Source organism: Sinorhizobium sp. BJ1 (assembly GCF_002531555.1).
In the GTDB taxonomy this organism is placed as follows: Bacteria; Pseudomonadota; Alphaproteobacteria; order Rhizobiales; family Rhizobiaceae; genus Sinorhizobium; species Sinorhizobium fredii_B.
In genome coordinates this window covers 203008-220140 of sequence record NZ_NWTH01000009.1, presented here as the reverse complement: position 1 = coordinate 220140, position 17133 = coordinate 203008, and the positions used below count along the sequence as shown (strand labels likewise).

Genomic DNA, 17133 nt, shown 5'->3' with positions numbered 1-17133 from the left:
CCGTCTAGAGAGGAGAGATTTGCACGCCTCGGCCACGCGCTCGCAATCAGAAACGCCGTCGAAGTGAAACTGGCTGCCTTTAGGTCGCCCTCCCAATTCCTTGCCGCGAAAAGATATGCGATGCCGTCCATCCGCAATTCAGCGCCTTCTTATTGAACTGAGGGAAAAGCCGCGAATAAGGCACGTAATCAACGTTTTTGCCGTGCTGGTCTTTGCGGCAGACAGCGCATCCTCCTCATTCCGCGGCTAGTGAACTGCGGCCGTTGTTCAGCATCATCAGCCGCTTCGCTCTTTCTAGACATTCGGCCTGCTCGTAGCGATAACGCGCACCGACCTCCATCATCAGCACCGTGTCGGGCAGGAAATTAAGCTCGCTGAAGATATCCTCCCAGTCGATATCGCCCCAACCGAGCGGCATATGCAGGTCACCGATGCCAAGCGCTGTGAATTCCTGCGGGTAGAAGCCCTTGTAGAAGGCCTGCGGCCGGCCGAAGGAATCGTGGACGTGGAGATGACCCGTTACCCGCGCCATGGCGCGTATCTGTTCACGGAAGTTGAGCCCGCGATAGGTAGATTCGATGTAGGCGTGGCTGAAGTCGATCAGCGCCACCAGGTTGGAATGGCTGACCGCCTTTACCGTTTCCGCAATCTCGGCCGGGGTTTGGCGATACTGCCCCGGCTCCGTCGTGAAGATGTTCTCCAGGGCAATCACCACACCGTAGGGTTTTGCATATTCGGCAAGCTCGAACAGCGCCTCGCGCTCCCGCCGGTCCGCTTCCGCCCGCTCGAAAGGCTGGTCGGCGCGCAAGTGCCCGCCATGCTGAACCAGTGTTCGGGCGCCGATCCGATCGCAGATCTCCACCAGCGCCTTGGCGGCCTGCAACTGATAACCCGCCGTCGCCGGATCCATGAAGTTCGAGGAAACGAGGCCATGAACCGTGTAGCGGAAGGGGAACCCGCCGGTGAGCGCCACAAGCCGCTCCGCCCTTTCCTTGATGATGCGTCCGCCCGCGATGAGGTCGATGCTCGTCAGGCCCAGTTCGACCGCATCGACGCCGAGCGCGCTCAGGCGGCGGAGATCGACTTCAAGGCTGTCCAGTTCGCCGTCCACGGACTCCACGCTAAACCCGGTTGCGATGATATTGCTCATAGCTCGTCTCCATTTGGATGGCCGACCGCGGCCGGCATTATGCGGCAATGGTGTCACGTAGGCGGAGCGCCAGATCGGGACTGTCGGATGTCAGATGGCCGATGCCTCGATCGAGCCAGCGGCGGATTTCCCCATCCTCATTCAGGGTCCAGACGCAGAGCCGCTCCAGCGGCATGGTGCTGCGGATCAGCTCCCACTCGGCCGCCATCAACTCGTGGTGGATCGCGACGATGTCGACGAGGTCATCGACCGCGGCGAGAAATGCACCGAGCCCGCCCTGCCGTCGCGCCCAGTCTTCGTTGACGGATACGAGACGCGCGACATGCGGGGCATGGCGCCGGCAGTCCGTCAGCACGGATGTGTCGAAAGAGGTTAGATGGGCGCGTTTGTCCGCCCCGAAGCGCCGAAGCTCCTCCGCCACGCGCCGGGCGATATCCGGATAGGGCGTACCGGATTCATCGACCTTGATTTCGACATGCAGGTGTGGCCCGTCACTCAATGCAAGGACGTCCAGCACTTCGGCCAATGTCGGGATCGTCTCGTCCGTATCTCGCAATCTCGTCGCTGCACGCATTGCGGGCGTCAGCCGGCGCACCGGCCCGGCGGCTTCGGCCGTCCTGTCGAGCATCGCATCGTGGATGACGAGCAACTCGCCCGAATCCGTCTGGTGCACGTCGAACTCTATCGCATCGACACCGAGCTGAAGGGCGTTGCGGAATCCGGTCAGCGAATTTTCCGGCCACAGATTGCGGGCACCGCGATGACCGATAACCTTTGTCATGGGGATGGTTCCTTAGCGTATCGTCGGGTCGAGCTTGTCGCGGAGCCAGTCTCCGACAAGCGAGATGGAGAGGGTCGTAAACATGATGACGGCAGCCGGGGCGAGCATGATCCAGGGGGCGCGGGTCAGATATTCCCGCCCGAAGCCCACCATGTTGCCCAGGCTGGTCTCGGGTGGCTGCACGCCGAGACCGAGGAACGACAGTCCGCTCTCCATCAGGATGATCTCCGGAAATGTCAGTGTCATCGAGACGATCAGCGTCGACGCGACATTGGGGAGGATATGGCGGAGATAGACCCGCGCCGGGGTTGCACCGAGCTGCACGACCGCGGCCGCATAGCCCTGCGCCCCGGCCGAGATCGCCAGTCCGCGGGCGATCCGGGCATAGCGCTCCCATCCATAAAAACCCATCAGGCAGACGAGCAACTCCATGGACGAACCGAAGAATGCGAGGACAGCGAGAGACATGATGAGAAACGGCAGGGCCGCCTGGAAGTCCGCAAGCACGAGCACGAGATGCTCGACCACGCCGCGGAAGCGCGCCGCTGCGAAGCCGAGCGCCGTACCGAACACGGCAGACAGAAGCGTCGCGCCAAAGGCGATGATCAACGACACGCGGATCGACTGGATCAGCCGCGACAGCACGTCCCTGCCAAGTTCGTCGGTGCCGAGCCAGTGCTTGAGCGTGCCCGGCGAAGAAAGCCGGCTCGTCAGATCCATGGCGGTGAATTCATACGGCCGCAGGTAGTCGGCAAACAGGGCGATCGCGACCATCGCCGTTAACCAGATGACGCCGGACGCCACCGAAATCGGCATTCTCAGGCGCAGGGATGCAACGGCGCCTCGAAGCCGCCCCGCAGGCGACGTTTTCTCGAGCAGATCAACGGAAGCCATCTCGCATCTCCTCACTGAGCTGCATGCGACCGCAGCCGCGGATCGAGCCAGCCATAGAGCAGGTCGACGACGAGATTCGACACCACCATCGCCGCCGCGATGATCAACAGAATGCACTGCACGACGGCGAGATCGCGGTTGCTCACCGAAACGACCAGCAGCCGGCCGATGCCCGGCCAGGAAAAGATCGATTCCACCACGACGGCGCCGGCGATCAACGAGCCGACCATGAAGCCGACGATCGTCACGATCGGAACCGCGGCGTTCGGAAGCGCGTGGCTCCAGATGACGTCGCGCCATTTCAGCCCCTTGGCAGAAGCGGTGCGGATATAGGGCTGCCCCATCACCTCGATCATGGCGCTGCGCGAAAAGCGGGCGAGAATGCCGATGCCACCGATGCTCATGGTGATCGTCGGCAGAATGCCATGCGCCCATGTGTCCTGGCCGCCGGACGGCAGCACCCCGAGAAGAACCGAGAAGATCAGCACGAGGACCAGGCCCATCACGAAGGAGGGAATGGTAAACCCGATGATCGCCAGCATGATCACGCCGCGGTCGGCGAAGCTCTGGCGATGGAGGGCGGCATAGACACCGGCCGCGATACCGATCAGAAGCTTGCAGATCAGCGCCGGCACGGTCAATTGCAGGGTAGCCGGCACCCGCTCCATTACCAGCTGAAGCGCCGAAGCCTTGTCGCGCATGGAGACGCCGAAATCGCCGGTGAGGATCGATTTGATGTAGGCGAGGTATTGGATCCACAACGGCTGGTCCAGGCCCCAGGCCCTGCGGAAAGCCTCTACAGCGTCCTGCGGGACGTCCGGACCGAGCATCACCTGGGCCGGGTCGCCGGACATGCGCAGCACGACGAAGGCGAAGGTCACGACGGCCAGAATCGTGATCGCGGCCCGAAGCAGTCGCACGAGAACGAAGCGGATCATGCCCGTCTCCTCAAAGTCTCGACCGACGCGCCCTCACCGGCCACGACGTGGCATGCTGCGGTTCGCCCGCTGCCGATCCGGCGAAGAGGCGGCACGCTCGTGCGGCAGATGTCGCGCGCGAGAGCGCAGCGGGGATGGAAAGCGCAACCCGATGGGCGATCCGCCGGATTGGGAGGTTCGCCCTGAAGGATGACCCGGCCTTCGAGCAGCTTGCCAGGCACGGGCACGCTTGAAACCAGTGCCCTGGTGTAGGGGTGCTGAGGAGAGTGAAAAATCACGTCCGACGAGGCCTCCTCGACGATTCGGCCGAGATACATCACCGCGACGCGATCGGCGATGTTTCGAACGACCTTCAGATCATGGCTGATGAAGACCATGGCGATGCCCTTTTGCTCCTGGAGGTCACGCAGCATATTGACGACCTGAGCCTGGATCGAGACGTCCAGCGCGGAGACCGGCTCGTCGCAGACGAGAAGCTTCGGCCGGGAAGCAAGAGCGCGGGCAATGACGGCCCGCTGCCGCTGGCCGCCCGAAAGCTCATGCGGGAAACGGCCGGCCTGATCGGGACGCAATCCGACCGCCGCCATCAGCTCGGCGACACGGGCTGGACGATGTTCCTTCGGGATGATCCTGTGGATCTCCAACGGCTCGCCGATCTGCGTGGCGATCGTCAAGCGCCTGTCGAGCGCCGCGAGCGGGTCCTGGTAGATGAGCTGCATCTTCGCGCGCAGCGCCCGCCATTCGGCCGTGCCGTATTGCGGCAAGGGGCGGCCCTCGAAATTCACCGCGCCCGTCTGCGCCGGGTCGATGCCCAGCAGCATCCGACCCAGTGTCGATTTGCCGGAACCGGATTCGCCGACAATCCCGAGCGTCTCGCCCGGCATCACCGCCAGCGAGATGCCGTCGACAGCGCGTATCGGGCTCGGGCGCCCGAAGAGACCGCGCCGGACTTCATAGATGCGGACGAGATTGTCCGCTTCGACAAGCGGCATCACTGTACCAATCCCTCGGTAATTCTTCTCTTTGCCTCGCTGCGTGTGACCGCCGGAACCGGACGCGGGCAGGCAAGCCGGCGGCCGTCATCCTGCGGCTCGAGAGGCGGACGCGCGGTCCAGCAGGCGTTGACGGCGCGTGGGCAGCGCGGCGAGAAGGAGCACCCCTCAGGCAGATGTTTCGGGTTCGGAACCGTGCCCGGAATCGGAATGAGCCGCTGGCGCGCCCCGTCGATCCGCGGAATCGCGTCGAACAATCCGCGCGTATAGGGATGTCGCGGCTCTGCAAAGAGTTGGGCGACGGTTCCCTCCTCGACGATCCGGCCGGCATACATGACGCAGACCCGCTCGCACACCTGCGAGACGGCGCCGAGGTCATGGCTGATGAAAACGATCGCCATGCCGGTCTCTGCCCGAAGCTTGTTCAGAAGATCGAGGATCTGCGCCTGGATGGTCGCATCGAGCGCCGTCGTCGGTTCGTCCGCGATCAAGAGGTCCGGTTGGCCTGCAAGCGCCATTGCGATCATCAGGCGCTGACACTGCCCACCGGAGAACTCGTGCGGGAAAAGATCGAAGCGCCGAGACGCATCTGGGATGCCGACCATGTCCATCAGCCGCAAGGATTCGGCTCGAGCAGCCGCACCGCGAAGGCCGCGGTGAATATGAAGCGCTTCGACGATCTGCCGGCCGACCCGCAGGACCGGGTTGAGCGAGCTCGACGGGTCCTGGAAAATCATTGCGATCCGCCCGCCGCGGATCTCTTCGAAGGCGGGACGCCGTGCTCCGCACAGTTCCCGGCCATCGACCCTCACAGAACCTGTGACCGCTGCCTTTCCCGGCAGCAGCCCCAGCGCCGCGAGCCAGGTCACGGACTTGCCGCAACCCGACTCGCCGACAAGCCCGAGAGCCTCTCCGCTGGCGACATTGAGGTCGATGCCATGCAGCACCTGCACGCCATCGAAGACGACCTTCAGATCACGCAATTCCACCAGGTTGGTGTTGGCTGCGCTCATTTCTCACTCCGATCGTGTTCCGGCTGCCGCATTGTTGTTTCGGTGCCAGCAAGGATTCGGGGCAGCCGCAGCGCTGCCGGAATCCTTGGATCAGCGTTTCACCCGGCCCAGTTAGAGGCCCTGAAGTCCATTGCAAAGGCGGGCGCCGCCTTCCACTTCAATGAGGACTTCACGCCGGTGAATACCGCGTTCTGGTGAAGCACCTGGTAGACCGGGTCTTCGCGCTCGCAGATCTCGAGCATGCGGGCAAAGGCTTTCCTGCGCTTGGCGTGGTCGATGCTGGTTTCGAGAATCTGGGCCATCTGGTTGGCCTCCGCATTCGTCCAGTCCTTCTTCTGCTGGACCTCGCCGTTCGGGCCGAACCCGGCGACGATCGAGGAGACGGGATCACCGAATGCGGCACCGGCCGACCAGTCGCGCACGCCCTTCACGCCCGAGGGATCATGGATCTGTCCCCAGTTCTCCTTCATCTGGATCTCGACGTTGAGCCCCACCTGCCGCCACATCTCCACCATGATCTGACCATTGGCGGTCTGGTTCGTGTAGTAGTTGTTGAGAAGACGGAACGGGATCGCATCGCCCTTGTAGTTGGCCTGCTTCAAAAGATCCTTGGCGAGCTGCGGGTTATATTCCGGAACTGTCCAGCCTTCGATGAACATGTCGCCGTAGAAGGGGAACTGGAGACCGGCCGGAATGGTTGTCTGGCCCGCCCAGAGTGCCTCGACGATCGCCTGCCGATCGATCGAATGGGTCATGGCGCGACGGACCAACGGATCCTGAAGGATCGGGTTCTGGACATTGAAAACCGAGATGCGGTGATTGTGGATGGTGGAGCCCTGTACCTCGTACCCGGCCGCGCCCTGGACGGCAGCGATTTGATCGGGCGGCAAGTCGCAGGCGAAGTCGTACTCACCGGAAAGCAGCCCATTCACGCGCGAGGAAACCTCGGGAACCTCGACGAATCGGATCTCCTCCAGCGGCGGACGACCACCCCAATATTCGTCGAAGGCGACGAGGGTCAAAGAGACATCGGGCTTGTGTTCGCCGACCATATAGGGGCCGGTGGTGATCGGCTTGCGCGCCCAATCGATATAAGTCTTAGCCTCGTCCCAGGCACGGCGATTGGCGATCTGACTGCCGAAGGCGTATAGGCGACCTTCGATGGTGACGTCCGGCGTCGCATTGTGGAAGCGGACGGTATATTTGTCGATGGCCTCGACGCCGGCGAGCGCCGGCCATAGGCGGCGGCCGGTGCCCGGGACGATTGCCGGCAGCTCCTTGGCATTCGTCGGCTTGTGCTCGTCTTCGAAGATGGTCTTGCCGCCTGCGGGCTGCGTGTCACCGAAGACGCGCTGGGCCGAGAAGCTGAACACAACGTCTTCGGCCGTCAATTCATCGCCATTGTGGAACTTCACACCCTGACGCAGCTTCAGCTCGAGCGTCTTGTCGTCGATGCGCTTCCATTCCGTCGCGAGGCCCGGAACGGGACCCTGATTGCCCATCCAGTCACGCAGGATCAGGCCTTCCCAGAGGTTCGGGAAGAACACGCGCTCGCCGACATTCGACGTTTCGTTCCAGACGTCGAGCGTATTGTTGATGGTGATCTTCTGCACCGCAATCGTCACGGAGGGTCGCGTGCCCTGGCTCAACGCGAAGCGTGGCAGGATCATACTGCCCGCAGTCGCGCCTATGAGACCGAGGGCGCTGCGCCGATTGATTGAAAGCATGGGAATCTCCTTTTGCCTTGGATCGAGGCATTACTCGGGGGACACTGCTTGGCGACACTCTTATGTCCGGCGGCGTGTCGTTTTCCTGATGTTCGGGTGAAACTTCCGTGACATGGGTCGACAGCGGTGCTGCGAGCTGGGCGTCGTAGCTCCTTGGGCGAATGTATCGCTTGCAACCGGTGCGGTGTCGGCCCGCGCACCATCGCAATCGAAAAGCCGAGGAACTGTCGTCATGGAGTACGGCGCCTGGAAGGTTGTCGTTGAGAGCCAATTAGTTTACATATGTTACATTGATGTGACGTTTGTAACAACAAGAGAGAACTGCATGGGGCAGCAGGAGTTGATGATCAGGGCCGCCTGGCTCTATCACGTCGAGGGACTGACACAGGCCGAGATCGGCGAGCGCATGAATCTCACACGTCGTCGGATAAATGAGCTTCTCGCGGCGGCGCTGGAAGAGGGAGTCGTCCGCATCAGCTTCAGTTCGCCGCTGGCCGAGAATGTCGAACTCGAATCGCGCTTGCGTAACCGCTTCGGATTGGATGACGCGGTGGTTGTGCCGACCCCGGTCGATCCGCGCCAGCTTCACTCCGTGATCGGGCGTGGCGCTGCCGGCTATCTGGATCGCTTGATCCAATCGAGAAAACCGGCCTCGATCGGCGTCGGCTGGGGAGCGACGCTGCGTGAAACGGTACTGCACATGACCCCTGCCAGCGAGCCGCAAATCGACGTGCGCTCAATGATGGGCGGCCTGACGCATGGCTCGGAGATCAATACATTCGAGATCGTCCGTGGCTTCGCCCAGATCCTGAAGGCGCAGTGCCACTATTTCGTGGCGCCGATCTATGCCGAAAGTCCGCAGTCACGCGATGCCATCATCGCCCAGTCTGTGTTCCGGAAGATCTTCCGCCAGACCTGTGACGTCGACGTGTCCTACCTCAGCGCTGGCGACATGTCGCAGCAGTCGCTGCAGGTGCGCTTTGGCCTACCGCAAGGAACAAATGGCACCGATCTGATCGCCATCGGCGCAGTCGGCGATCTGCTGGGGCGCTATCTCGATGCCGAAGGCAACCCCGTTGACCACCCAATCAACAGCCAGGTGCTTTCACCGGAACTGGACGAATATCGCCAAATCCCTTGCCGCATCGTTGCCTCAGGCGGCCTGCACAAGCACGCCATTCTCCTGGCGCTGGCAAGAGCAAGATTAGCGACGATCATCATCACCGACGCCGAGAGCGCCAAAGCCATGCTGCAGCAAGCTTAGCGGCGAACGACCGTCACGAGGACCTGCGGGTAATGAACCGCGTCTCGAGGTAAGCCTCGATCAAGCTGGTGATCGAGGAGAAAGAGGCGGCGGCCCGGCGCTGCGCGCCAAGTACACCCGCTCCAGTTCGAGAACCGTGGCGAACCGTGCCGCATCCTCCGCTGGCCCGACTGGTCATAGCAAGTACCGTTGGCCCAACCTATCTGGCGCCTACTCCGTGCGACAAGCCAATCGGCGACGGAATAGAAGTCGCGGCGTTACGTTTCTCCCGGGTCACTCAACTGGAGAACCGGGATGTTTCATTTTCTGCAGAAAGGACCGCGGGTGATCCGCTTTCTCTGCCGTCCGGAGGACCGCGACGTCATCGCACCGCCGGTACCCGCCAAACTGGCCCTGCCGGATTGGTTCCGCAGGCTGTCGCCGGTCGACAAAAAGCACCTGTCGACGACCAATAACGGTCTAACCGTCAAACGCTGCATGCCATTCCTCGACGCGATGACCACCGGCTGGATCCTGCCGATCGCTGCAACCGTGCGACTCGAGATCAAGGATGGCGGCCGCGATGTCGAGGCCGGCTGGGAGTTCGACCGGGTGATGGTCAGCAATCACGGCGCCCATCAGGTGGCGGGTAATCCCAGAGAGCCCTCGCCGCCCTGCAAGTTCCATAACTACTGGTCGATCCGCACGCCGCCGGGCTGGAGTTGCCTGTTTCTGCCGCCGCTCAACCGGCCGGGACAGCCTTTCGAATGCGTGGCGGGCATCGTCGACACCGACACCTATGCCGCTCACATCCATTTTCCCTTCTTCGCGACGGCACCGGACGGTCTCCATGTCGTTGAGAAGGGCACGCCGCTCGTGCAGGTGATACCGTTTCGCCGCACCGATACCGCCGTCACGGCAGAGATCCGCACCGAGACACGCAACGAGGCCGCGGAACGCGATACGATCTACCGGAATACCATTGCCGGCGAAGGTTGGTATCGCAAGACGGCGCGTGCTGCTCGCTGAAATTTATGAGGCGCATAGAGAACGGGGGCCGGATCGATCCGGCCCCCGCTCTTTTTACCCGCCGTTTCACCGCCATACGCGCCAAGGCTTGCCTGGACGATAGTCACGGCCGGAGCTGTTCGAACTCGAATTGGACGATCTGTTCGAGGACGAGTTCGAAGATGAATTGGAACTCGAGTTCGAGGATGAGTTGGAGCTCGAGTTCGACGAGCTGTTCGACGACGAATTGGAGCTCGAATTGCTCGAGGAGTTCGAGCTCGAATTCGATGAACTGTTGCCGGCGACGATGATTTCACCGTCGGACCGGCCAGTCGTTTGCGCGTTTTGTCTGGACGCGTTCTCGACGTCAGGAAGAGTTAGCGGATACTCTCTTGCCTCGGCCGAAGGGCCCGCAAATGCCGCCAGGCTGGCGAGGAGTGCCGTACTCACTTTCCAGTACTTCTTCATGCCATTTACTCCTTTAGAAAAGCGGACCGATCAGTCGGTCCGGCGGAGTAACGGGCTACACTTCCCTCTATTCCATGATCGGCGTTCGCCACGCCCTTATTTTTGTTGGCGCAGGCCGTCGAGGACTTTCGCCTCTTCCTCTGGCTCGAGCGGCACCCCGGCGTCAATCGCTGCCAGATAGGCGTCCAGCGTTTCGGTGGATGACGCCGGCGCATAGCCGCCGCTATCGCCCTGGGCGACGACGGCAAAGGTCACACGCCATTCGGCGTCGGCGCGGCAGGCGACGGAAACCACCGTCGAGCGGTCGGGCGAGTCCACTTCGAACTCCCGGCACAGGGCCTGGTCATTGTCGCGGAACGTGGCGATCGCACGGAAGCGCTGGTTGGGACCCGGCAATTGCCTTTCTTCGCCTGAGACGACGGTCTCGAGCGCCTCTTCAAGCGCGGGACTGCTGAGAACCGTCGGAGGCAGGACGCCCTCGGCCACGGTTTGTTCGCCAAGACCTAGCCAGTATCCGCCGAAGCCGGCGATGACCGCCGCAAGAGAGGCGGCGACGGGCGCGAGCCAGCGGCTTGTGCGCCGATCGTTTGCGGCCCGGCGCGGGAAAGGCAGAACGCTGGCGCCGGATTCGTTCTGCGCAGAGGTCTTCTCCGCGACCATCCTTTCGACGGCGGCCGTTAGTTCGGCCGGCAGCGGCTCATCGAGAAGCGGCTTCATGGCTGTCTTGGCCGCGTGGCGCGTTTCGATGAAGAGCGCCACCCGCGAAACAAGCGCGTCGTCCGTTTCCATTTCCCGCTCGATCTCAGCGGAGGTCTCGGCATCGAGCTCGCCGTCGGCGAAGCGCATCAGTATCTCGTCGGAGAAATCCGTCCTGGTCATTCGTTTACGCCCTTCATCACCCGAGAACGTGCAGTCGTCGTCGTTATTCCCGCGGCCTCGGCCAGAGCCTTGCGCGCCCGCGCCAACCGGCTCATGACAGTTCCGATCGGAATGTCGAGGACGTCGGCAGCCTCGCGATAGGAAAGCTCCTCGACGCACACGAGAAGCAGCACCTCCCGCTGCTCGTCCGGCAAGTCGCCGATCGCTTCAGCCACAGTCTTGAGGGTCAGCCGCGCTTCGGCCTCGCGCTCGCCGGATGCGCCGGCGAGATCGTGCCGTTCGGAGATATCGTCCTGGACGCCCGCGGTCTTCTGCCTGCGCACCTGATCGATCCACAGGTTGCGGAGAATGCGGAACATCCACGCGTCAAAGCGCGTGCCGGGCTCGAAGCGCTCGGCACTGGCGAGCGCCCGTTCACAAGCCGCCTGCACGAGATCGTCGGCGATATCTCGCGAACCGCAGAGCGAGATGGCGAAGCGGCGAAGATTGGGCAGGAACGCCGTGAGGCGTTCACCGACATCCTTCACCGCATTGCTCATGTCCCGGACTCCGCAATTTGGACTAGAAGAGGGAATAGATCGACGACTCAGCCGTTTCCATCCAATCTACAGGCACTCGCCCGTGCCTCCAAGAAATGCGCTGCCCGCTTGGAGCACGACAAAGCCCACCGAGGTTCTCAGATGCTCTCCACGCTGAAACTCGCTCTGATTGCTCTCCTTGCTGCAATCGCACTTGTCGCCGGCGATGTCCTGGCTCCGCCTCATGCAATGGTGCTTCAAATTCTCGGGAGCAGCCAAGCTCTGGCCGACGACGACGATGACGGCGGCGGCGATGACGACCGCGGGGCTTCCGGGCGCTCCGGCTCTTACGGTGCGGGCGCTGGATGGAGCGATGGCAGGAGCCTGTTCCGATTCCGTGACCTCTTCCCTCGTCGGACCACTTCACGGCGCGCAAGGGCCTCCGTTCCACCTGCACCGACACAAGCCCCCGATGAGATCGTCGGGCTCGGTTTCAGCCCGGCTCAGCTCGAGCAGTTGACGGAGGCAGGCTTTCAAGTCCTGGAGCAAGGCACGATGGCGACATTCAACGCTGAAGCCGCCAAGCTTCGCATCCCCTCGGGCCTAACACTGGACGCCGCGAGAGAGCGGGCGCGAAGTCTCGCGCCCAAGGCCGTCGTCGACTTCAACCACTATTACCGACCGGAGCAACGGGCCGAAGCGGGATGCGCTGCTGGCGACTGCATGGCGCGCACCGTGATCGGCTGGCCCACGGCGCAGGACTGGCCCGGCGCTTGCACGGGCGGAGCCACGATCGGTCTGATCGACACGGCGATCAACCCTGAGCACGCTGCCTTCGAAGGCAGTAACATTGAAATCATCCGCCTTGCCGACGCCGAATTGCCAGAGTCCGGCAAGCAGCACGGGACGGCTGTCGCGGCCCTGCTCGTCGGCTCGGCGATGAGCCGCACGCCGGGTCTGATACCGGGCGGCAAGCTGATCGCCGTGGACGCATTTCACCGTGCCGGGCGGCAGGATGACCGCTCGGGTGCCTTTGACCTCGTGCGTGCTCTCGATCTGCTGGCCGGCCGCCAGGTACAGGTGATCAATCTGAGCCTTTCCGGCCCGCCCAATCTGCTGCTCGAACAGGCCGTGAAAAGGCTGGGGGCGCGCGGACACATTATGGTTGCCGCTGCCGGCAACGGCGGGCCGAGAGCGGAGCCGGCCCATCCCGCAGCCTATGAGGAGGTCATCGCGGTTACCGCGACGGACAAGCGCAAGCGGCCTTACAGGCGCGCCGGTCGCGGTGAGCACATTGACTTCGCCGCTCCGGGCGTCGCGGTCTGGACCGCGGCGTCGATCAGCGGCGCACGTCCCAAAACGGGTACTTCCTTCGCCGCCCCATTCGTCACCGCCGCGGTGGCGCTGATGAAGGCATCCGAACCGGGACTTGCGCCTGAGGTGATCCGGGACAGGCTCACCGGAAATGTGGAAGATCTCGGCGATCCGGGAAAGGATCCGGTCTTCGGTTGGGGCCTGTTGGACGCCCGGGGAATCTGCACGGCGGCACCATGAACATCTGGCGAGAAGGGTCCGGCGGAAAGCGGCAAGGCGCTGCTCGATCCAAGCCAGAATAAGGATGAACCCATGCCCCGCATGATCTTCGTCAACCTACCCGTCGCCGACCTTGCTAAGTCTATGGCCTTTTACGAGGCGATCGGCGCGGCGAACCAGCCCAAGTTCACGGACGAGTCCGCCGCCTGCATGGTGTTCTCCGACACAACCTTCATAATGCTGCTCACGCACGACAAGTTCGGTCAGTTCACGTCCAAGCGGATCGCGGATGCGCATTCGACGAGCGAAATGCTGCTCGTCATTTCGCAGGAAAGCCGCGAGGCGGTGGATGCGATCACCGACAAGGCGGTCGCCGCCGGTGCACGCGAGGCGCGCGAAAAGTCGCAGGATACGGCTCTCATGTACAGCCGCTGCTTCGAGGATCTCGACGGCCATATTTGGGAGCCGCTGTGGATGCGTCCCGATGCGGCCGTCCAAGTGCCCGAAGCGTTCGCCAATGCAGTCACGTGACCGCATGCCTCGTCAAACTCGCTACCACGGCTCGCAATTCATTACTGCCGTGGAACGGCACAGCGTTACCCGAGCCACTGGCTTGTCAGTCGCTAGTTCGGCGCGGTGGCTGCGGTTTCACCGGGCGGCAAGATCCGGAACAGAAAGGTTGAAACCTTCTCGCCCGGCTTGAAAGGTCCGGGAACGTGATTGGATACCGGTTTCAGGCTTTGAAGGAATACTGCGATTGACGTCACGTCTTCTTCCGTGAGCTGCGCGAATGCATGCCACGGCATGATTGGTGCCAGGACGCGACCGTCCGGCCGCTGCCCGGTCTGAAGCGCAGTCACAATCTCTTCCCGGGTCCAGCCGCCAATGCCGGTCTCCTTGTCAGGCGTAATGTTGCGGCCGACGAAAACACCCTGCCCGGGGATTTCAAAACCGACGTCCGATCCACCCAGAAATCGCGAGGTGTCCGGTTTTCCGAAGAAATACCCCGGTGTGTGGCAGTCGTTGCAGCCGCCGATCGTGACCAGGTATTCGCCGCGCGCAATCTGCGTGTCATCGGCAGCTGCCATGCTCGGTTGTAGCCACAATGCGGAGGCGGCTAAAAATGCATACCGAGCGCTCAATCGAAACATCTTACCCTCCGTGATACAGAAGCTCGCAATTTCAAACGAACTGAATATCACGACAAACTTGTTCTATATATTAGCCATTTTGAATTATCGAAGATTACGGAAGATGGCGCCTAGGGCCGGCGGCGCGGTGTTCATGGAGTAGCCTCGCGGTGCATTCCACTCCGTTCCGGTCAAGACACGTATACACCCGTCGTTTACATCCGCCGCCAGCGCCCTAGATTCTCCAGCATTGATGCCGGCAGGTCCGGCTGTCGCGCGGCGCAAGGCCTATCAGGGCTGCGACCGCAAGCTCCTCAAGCAAATATCGAGAGCAAGACATGACCGAAGTCAAGAACGGCGACGTCGTTCGCATGCACTACACTGCCAAGCTGGCGGATGGCTCCGTCATTGATTCTTCCGAAGGTCGCCAGCCGCTTGAATTTAAAGTCGGAGCGGGCAAAGTCATTGCCGACCTCGATCGCCAGATAGCCGGTATGGCAATCGGAGAAACCAACACGGTTACCATCCCTGCAGATGAGGCTTACGGCCCACGCGATGACACCAAGGTGCAGATAATCCCGCGTTCAGCGGTTCCCGAGGATGTCGAGGTCGGCACGAGACTTCAGCATACCGCCTCGGATGGGCGGCAGACGGCTGTTACCGTTACCAGAGTCGACAACGAACAAGTGACAGTAGACACCAATCACCCGCTTGCCGGCCAGGATCTGGTTGTCGACGTCACCGTCGTGGAAATCCTTCGTCCGTAACGGGTTCGCGATCGGTGCGCCATGTCCACTGCAATCATTCTCGGGGGAACCGGTCAGATCGGCCTTGCCGTTGCCGAGCGTCTTGCCCATGATGTTGATGATCAAGCGCTCGCCATAGAGGGCGCGGAAGATCTCGCCATTTGAAAGGAACCGGCCGATTTGCCGGGCATTCCATGCCACAGCCACTCATGATGGGAGCTGGCCTTGTGATTCCTGGCAATCTCATCCGGAACGCACCGGTCCTTCGAAGAGCCCCAGATCATCGCGGCTGAAGGTCACCAAGTGCCAGCGGACGAGAGCGCCCGCGGCATCCAGCGTCTCATAGCTCAGCCTGTCCGGACTGTCGATCCTGCGCATAGCCTCATGATCGATTACGCCGGACCTGATAACTTCAGCTGCTCGGTCGCGGTCGCCACCGAATGCATCCTCGACGAGCTCGTGCGTGAGTATAACGCCTTTACGGGGACGGCCACCGTCTTCGTCACGGGCCAAAATGATCATGGCGGCGCCGAGCTTATCGGTGGTTTCCTGGTCAGCCAGGATTTCGAACGATGACATGGGATTCCTCCGACGAGGTGTACATACCCCCAGCAACTTTCTCGGCGCATGGCAATTGCATGACCTAACCCACCCTTTGGCCGGTCTATTGACGCTGAGTCGGGTCTGGCCAGAGTGCCCGTACATCCTGGGGCAGACTTTCGCGGATATTGCGGACTTCGCCGGGATCAAGGTGGTGCGACAGCACATGAAACACCGTTTGCACCGCCTCCTTGGCATCGACCGGGCGGGTGAACGCGAGTTCCTCTTTCACCCGGCCAAGGAAATCGTCCAGGGTCCGCGACTGTACCGGCTGTCTGGAGGGCTCGTATTGATCGTAATAGGTCCCCCGCACGAGCAGCGGCAGTTGCGCGGAAAGATGAGCCGACAGGTCGGCGGACAAGCGATCGCGCAGGGTGTGAAGAACAGCGCTCAGAATATGCCATGCGCGCTGACGATCCGGCCCCTGGTGTTCCATGATTTCATCGAGCCAGATATTCGTGGTCTGGAGCGTCTTGTCGAAGACGGCGATACCGGAAGCACTCATGATGCTCTCCCGTTGTTGATGATCGATGCCGGTCGAACCAGATGGATGGGCAGATGTTCCAGCGCAGCTTGCTTCACCATGCAACTGGGCAACGTCACCTCGATGAATAAGCGTCGCCGCTTTCTACAAGCAGCGCCCAATCCCGACCTAAAGCACCTCGGAGAGCACAAAGACCGTGAGAAATCCGGCGGCGATCGAGATCGCCGCGGATTCCTGGTACTGGTGTTCCTCGGCTTCTGGAATAAGATCCGTCACAGCGAGATAAAACATCCCTCCACCGCCAGTGGCGAGCAGGAAGCCGAGTATGACCTCAGATAAATTCCGGAAAAGAAACCACCCCAGCATTGCGGAACCAAATAGGGAAATCCCGATCAGGCCGGTCCACTTGAAGATGGGCCAGGCGTAGCGTTCCTGGTTTTCCTCACGCTGGAGGGCGCCAATGCTGAGCGCCTCCGCGATATTGTCTATTCCGACCGCCAAGCCGGCAATGACTGCCACCGTCGGATCGATCACAGAGCCAACGCCGATCGTCAGCCCTTCGATGAGCTCCTCAACGCTCGTGGCTCCGGCAAGCACGGTCACCTGGCTGCCGCGCGGCGCCCGGCGCTTGTGATATCCCTCCACCCAGCGTCTCTGCGAGGATTTCGGGCCTGCCAATGCGCCACGATTGATATAGAAATCAAGGCCATACACTAGGCCGAAACCGAGGGCGAAGCCGCCGGAAGCAATCAAGAGTGATGACTGCTCTAAGGCATTTGGCATCATCTCGAACGCGAAGGTGCCCATCAAAACGCCACCCGCATAGCCTACGAAAATGGAGAGCAGCAGTGTCGTCGGATTGAGCAGGATGGCTATGAGGCCGCCGAGCGGAGATGCCACGGCGGCGCAGATAGCGACCGCGAGAACAACCACCAGCTGGCCGTCCATGACTGTCAGTCCTTCCGTCGAAGAGCCTAATGTATCTAATGTATCGCCAGGATGAACTCGGTCCGAAAAGCTCCGGAGTAA

Annotated in this window: 19 protein-coding genes; 6 read left to right on the top strand and 13 right to left on the bottom strand. The window is 61.9% G+C overall.

The window, feature by feature from the left end; all coding sequences use genetic code 11:
• Positions 1–235: 235 nt before the first annotated feature.
• The 7 genes from CO676_RS15615 to CO676_RS15585 form a co-directional block, all read right to left on the bottom strand.
• Positions 236–1150, bottom strand: a complete 915-nt coding sequence (locus CO676_RS15615; protein ID WP_097521734.1) for a TIM barrel protein — start codon at positions 1148–1150, stop codon at positions 236–238.
• 37 nt (positions 1151–1187) lie between these two features.
• A complete protein-coding gene (locus CO676_RS15610; protein WP_097521733.1) occupies positions 1188–1931 on the bottom strand; it encodes a glycerophosphodiester phosphodiesterase family protein in 744 nt (247 codons plus the stop codon).
• A 12-nt stretch (positions 1932–1943) separates the two neighbouring features.
• On the bottom strand, positions 1944–2825 hold the full coding sequence (locus CO676_RS15605) for an ABC transporter permease (protein WP_097521732.1): 882 nt from the start codon (positions 2823–2825) through the stop codon (positions 1944–1946).
• Positions 2826–2836: 11 nt separating this feature from the next.
• Complete coding sequence (locus CO676_RS15600) at positions 2837–3763, bottom strand: ABC transporter permease (protein WP_097521731.1); 927 nt, start codon at positions 3761–3763, stop codon at positions 2837–2839.
• Complete coding sequence (locus CO676_RS15595; RefSeq protein ID WP_097521730.1) at positions 3760–4758, bottom strand: ABC transporter ATP-binding protein; 999 nt, start codon at positions 4756–4758, stop codon at positions 3760–3762. The genes CO676_RS15600 and CO676_RS15595 overlap by 4 nt, the downstream gene beginning before the upstream one ends.
• Positions 4755–5768 (bottom strand): ABC transporter ATP-binding protein, encoded by a 1014-nt coding sequence (locus CO676_RS15590; RefSeq protein ID WP_097521729.1) that lies wholly within the window; start codon positions 5766–5768, stop codon positions 4755–4757. Before CO676_RS15590 ends, CO676_RS15595 begins: the two co-directional genes overlap by 4 nt.
• Positions 5769–5866: 98 nt before the next feature.
• Entirely contained in the window at positions 5867–7495 is a 1629-nt protein-coding gene (locus CO676_RS15585) for an ABC transporter substrate-binding protein (RefSeq protein ID WP_097521728.1), read from the bottom strand.
• Positions 7496–7820: 325 nt separating this feature from the next.
• On the opposite strand from CO676_RS15585, the gene CO676_RS15580 reads away from it, so the two are divergent.
• Both CO676_RS15580 and CO676_RS15575 read left to right on the top strand, forming a co-directional pair.
• Complete coding sequence (locus CO676_RS15580; RefSeq protein WP_097521727.1) at positions 7821–8759, top strand: sugar-binding transcriptional regulator; 939 nt, start codon at positions 7821–7823, stop codon at positions 8757–8759.
• Positions 8760–9053: 294 nt separating this feature from the next.
• The gene (locus CO676_RS15575) at positions 9054–9767 is read left to right on the top strand and encodes a DUF6065 family protein (RefSeq protein ID WP_097521726.1); all 714 of its coding nucleotides are present in this window, start codon (positions 9054–9056) and stop codon (positions 9765–9767) included.
• A 543-nt stretch (positions 9768–10310) separates the two neighbouring features.
• Here CO676_RS15575 and CO676_RS15565 read toward each other — a convergent pair.
• The gene (locus CO676_RS15565; RefSeq protein ID WP_097521725.1) at positions 10311–11093 is read right to left on the bottom strand and encodes an anti-sigma factor; all 783 of its coding nucleotides are present in this window, start codon (positions 11091–11093) and stop codon (positions 10311–10313) included.
• Positions 11090–11632, bottom strand: a complete 543-nt coding sequence (locus CO676_RS15560; RefSeq protein WP_097521724.1) for an RNA polymerase sigma factor — start codon at positions 11630–11632, stop codon at positions 11090–11092. The genes CO676_RS15565 and CO676_RS15560 overlap by 4 nt, the downstream gene beginning before the upstream one ends.
• Positions 11633–11773: 141 nt before the next feature.
• On the opposite strand from CO676_RS15560, the gene CO676_RS15555 reads away from it, so the two are divergent.
• A complete protein-coding gene (locus CO676_RS15555) occupies positions 11774–13165 on the top strand; it encodes a S8 family serine peptidase (protein ID WP_097521723.1) in 1392 nt (463 codons plus the stop codon).
• Between the two features lie 72 nt (positions 13166–13237).
• Entirely contained in the window at positions 13238–13675 is a 438-nt protein-coding gene (locus CO676_RS15550) for a VOC family protein (RefSeq protein ID WP_097521722.1), read from the top strand.
• Positions 13676–13767: 92 nt separating this feature from the next.
• Here the strand turns inward: CO676_RS15550 and CO676_RS15545 are convergent, their stop codons facing one another.
• The gene (locus tag CO676_RS15545) at positions 13768–14295 is read right to left on the bottom strand and encodes a cytochrome c (RefSeq protein WP_097521721.1); all 528 of its coding nucleotides are present in this window, start codon (positions 14293–14295) and stop codon (positions 13768–13770) included.
• Positions 14296–14612: 317 nt separating this feature from the next.
• Between CO676_RS15545 and CO676_RS15540 the strand changes: the two genes are divergently transcribed.
• Together CO676_RS15540 and CO676_RS36780 are read left to right on the top strand one after the other, a co-directional pair.
• On the top strand, positions 14613–15041 hold the full coding sequence (locus tag CO676_RS15540) for a peptidylprolyl isomerase (protein WP_097521720.1): 429 nt from the start codon (positions 14613–14615) through the stop codon (positions 15039–15041).
• A gap of 21 nt (positions 15042–15062) precedes the next feature.
• A complete protein-coding gene (locus tag CO676_RS36780) occupies positions 15063–15185 on the top strand; it encodes a hypothetical protein (protein ID WP_280952037.1) in 123 nt (40 codons plus the stop codon).
• Between the two features lie 78 nt (positions 15186–15263).
• Here CO676_RS36780 and CO676_RS15535 read toward each other — a convergent pair whose 3' ends face one another.
• The 3 genes from CO676_RS15535 to CO676_RS15525 all read right to left on the bottom strand — a co-directional run bounded on the left by CO676_RS15535 (position 15264) and on the right by CO676_RS15525 (position 17052).
• Positions 15264–15599, bottom strand: a complete 336-nt coding sequence (locus CO676_RS15535; protein ID WP_097521719.1) for a hypothetical protein — start codon at positions 15597–15599, stop codon at positions 15264–15266.
• 85 nt (positions 15600–15684) lie between these two features.
• Positions 15685–16125 (bottom strand): DUF2267 domain-containing protein, encoded by a 441-nt coding sequence (locus CO676_RS15530; RefSeq protein WP_097521718.1) that lies wholly within the window; start codon positions 16123–16125, stop codon positions 15685–15687.
• A gap of 147 nt (positions 16126–16272) precedes the next feature.
• Positions 16273–17052: a ZIP family metal transporter gene (locus CO676_RS15525; RefSeq protein ID WP_097521717.1), complete on the bottom strand. Its 780-nt coding sequence runs from the start codon at positions 17050–17052 to the stop codon at positions 16273–16275.
• Between the last annotated feature and the right edge of the window lie 81 nt (positions 17053–17133).

Excerpts from the sequence above, each read along its gene's own strand:
- CO676_RS15555 (WP_097521723.1), top strand. The coding sequence starts at position 11,774 with ATGCTCTCCACGCTGAAACTCGCTCTGATTGCTCTCCTTGCTGCAATC.
- CO676_RS15525 (WP_097521717.1), bottom strand. The coding sequence starts at position 17,052 with ATGGACGGCCAGCTGGTGGTTGTTCTCGCGGTCGCTATCTGCGCCGCC.
- CO676_RS15535 (WP_097521719.1), bottom strand. The coding sequence starts at position 15,599 with ATGTCATCGTTCGAAATCCTGGCTGACCAGGAAACCACCGATAAGCTC.
- CO676_RS36780 (WP_280952037.1), top strand. The coding sequence starts at position 15,063 with ATGTCCACTGCAATCATTCTCGGGGGAACCGGTCAGATCGGCCTTGCC.
- CO676_RS15590 (WP_097521729.1), bottom strand. The coding sequence starts at position 5,768 with ATGAGCGCAGCCAACACCAACCTGGTGGAATTGCGTGATCTGAAGGTC.
- CO676_RS15540 (WP_097521720.1), top strand. The coding sequence starts at position 14,613 with ATGACCGAAGTCAAGAACGGCGACGTCGTTCGCATGCACTACACTGCC.
- CO676_RS15615 (WP_097521734.1), bottom strand. The coding sequence starts at position 1,150 with ATGAGCAATATCATCGCAACCGGGTTTAGCGTGGAGTCCGTGGACGGC.
- CO676_RS15585 (WP_097521728.1), bottom strand. The coding sequence starts at position 7,495 with ATGCTTTCAATCAATCGGCGCAGCGCCCTCGGTCTCATAGGCGCGACT.
- CO676_RS15605 (WP_097521732.1), bottom strand. The coding sequence starts at position 2,825 with ATGGCTTCCGTTGATCTGCTCGAGAAAACGTCGCCTGCGGGGCGGCTT.
- CO676_RS15560 (WP_097521724.1), bottom strand. The coding sequence starts at position 11,632 with ATGAGCAATGCGGTGAAGGATGTCGGTGAACGCCTCACGGCGTTCCTG.
- CO676_RS15565 (WP_097521725.1), bottom strand. The coding sequence starts at position 11,093 with ATGACCAGGACGGATTTCTCCGACGAGATACTGATGCGCTTCGCCGAC.
- CO676_RS15600 (WP_097521731.1), bottom strand. The coding sequence starts at position 3,763 with ATGATCCGCTTCGTTCTCGTGCGACTGCTTCGGGCCGCGATCACGATT.
- CO676_RS15575 (WP_097521726.1), top strand. The coding sequence starts at position 9,054 with ATGTTTCATTTTCTGCAGAAAGGACCGCGGGTGATCCGCTTTCTCTGC.
- CO676_RS15610 (WP_097521733.1), bottom strand. The coding sequence starts at position 1,931 with ATGACAAAGGTTATCGGTCATCGCGGTGCCCGCAATCTGTGGCCGGAA.
- CO676_RS15530 (WP_097521718.1), bottom strand. The coding sequence starts at position 16,125 with ATGAGTGCTTCCGGTATCGCCGTCTTCGACAAGACGCTCCAGACCACG.
- CO676_RS15580 (WP_097521727.1), top strand. The coding sequence starts at position 7,821 with ATGGGGCAGCAGGAGTTGATGATCAGGGCCGCCTGGCTCTATCACGTC.
- CO676_RS15550 (WP_097521722.1), top strand. The coding sequence starts at position 13,238 with ATGCCCCGCATGATCTTCGTCAACCTACCCGTCGCCGACCTTGCTAAG.
- CO676_RS15545 (WP_097521721.1), bottom strand. The coding sequence starts at position 14,295 with ATGTTTCGATTGAGCGCTCGGTATGCATTTTTAGCCGCCTCCGCATTG.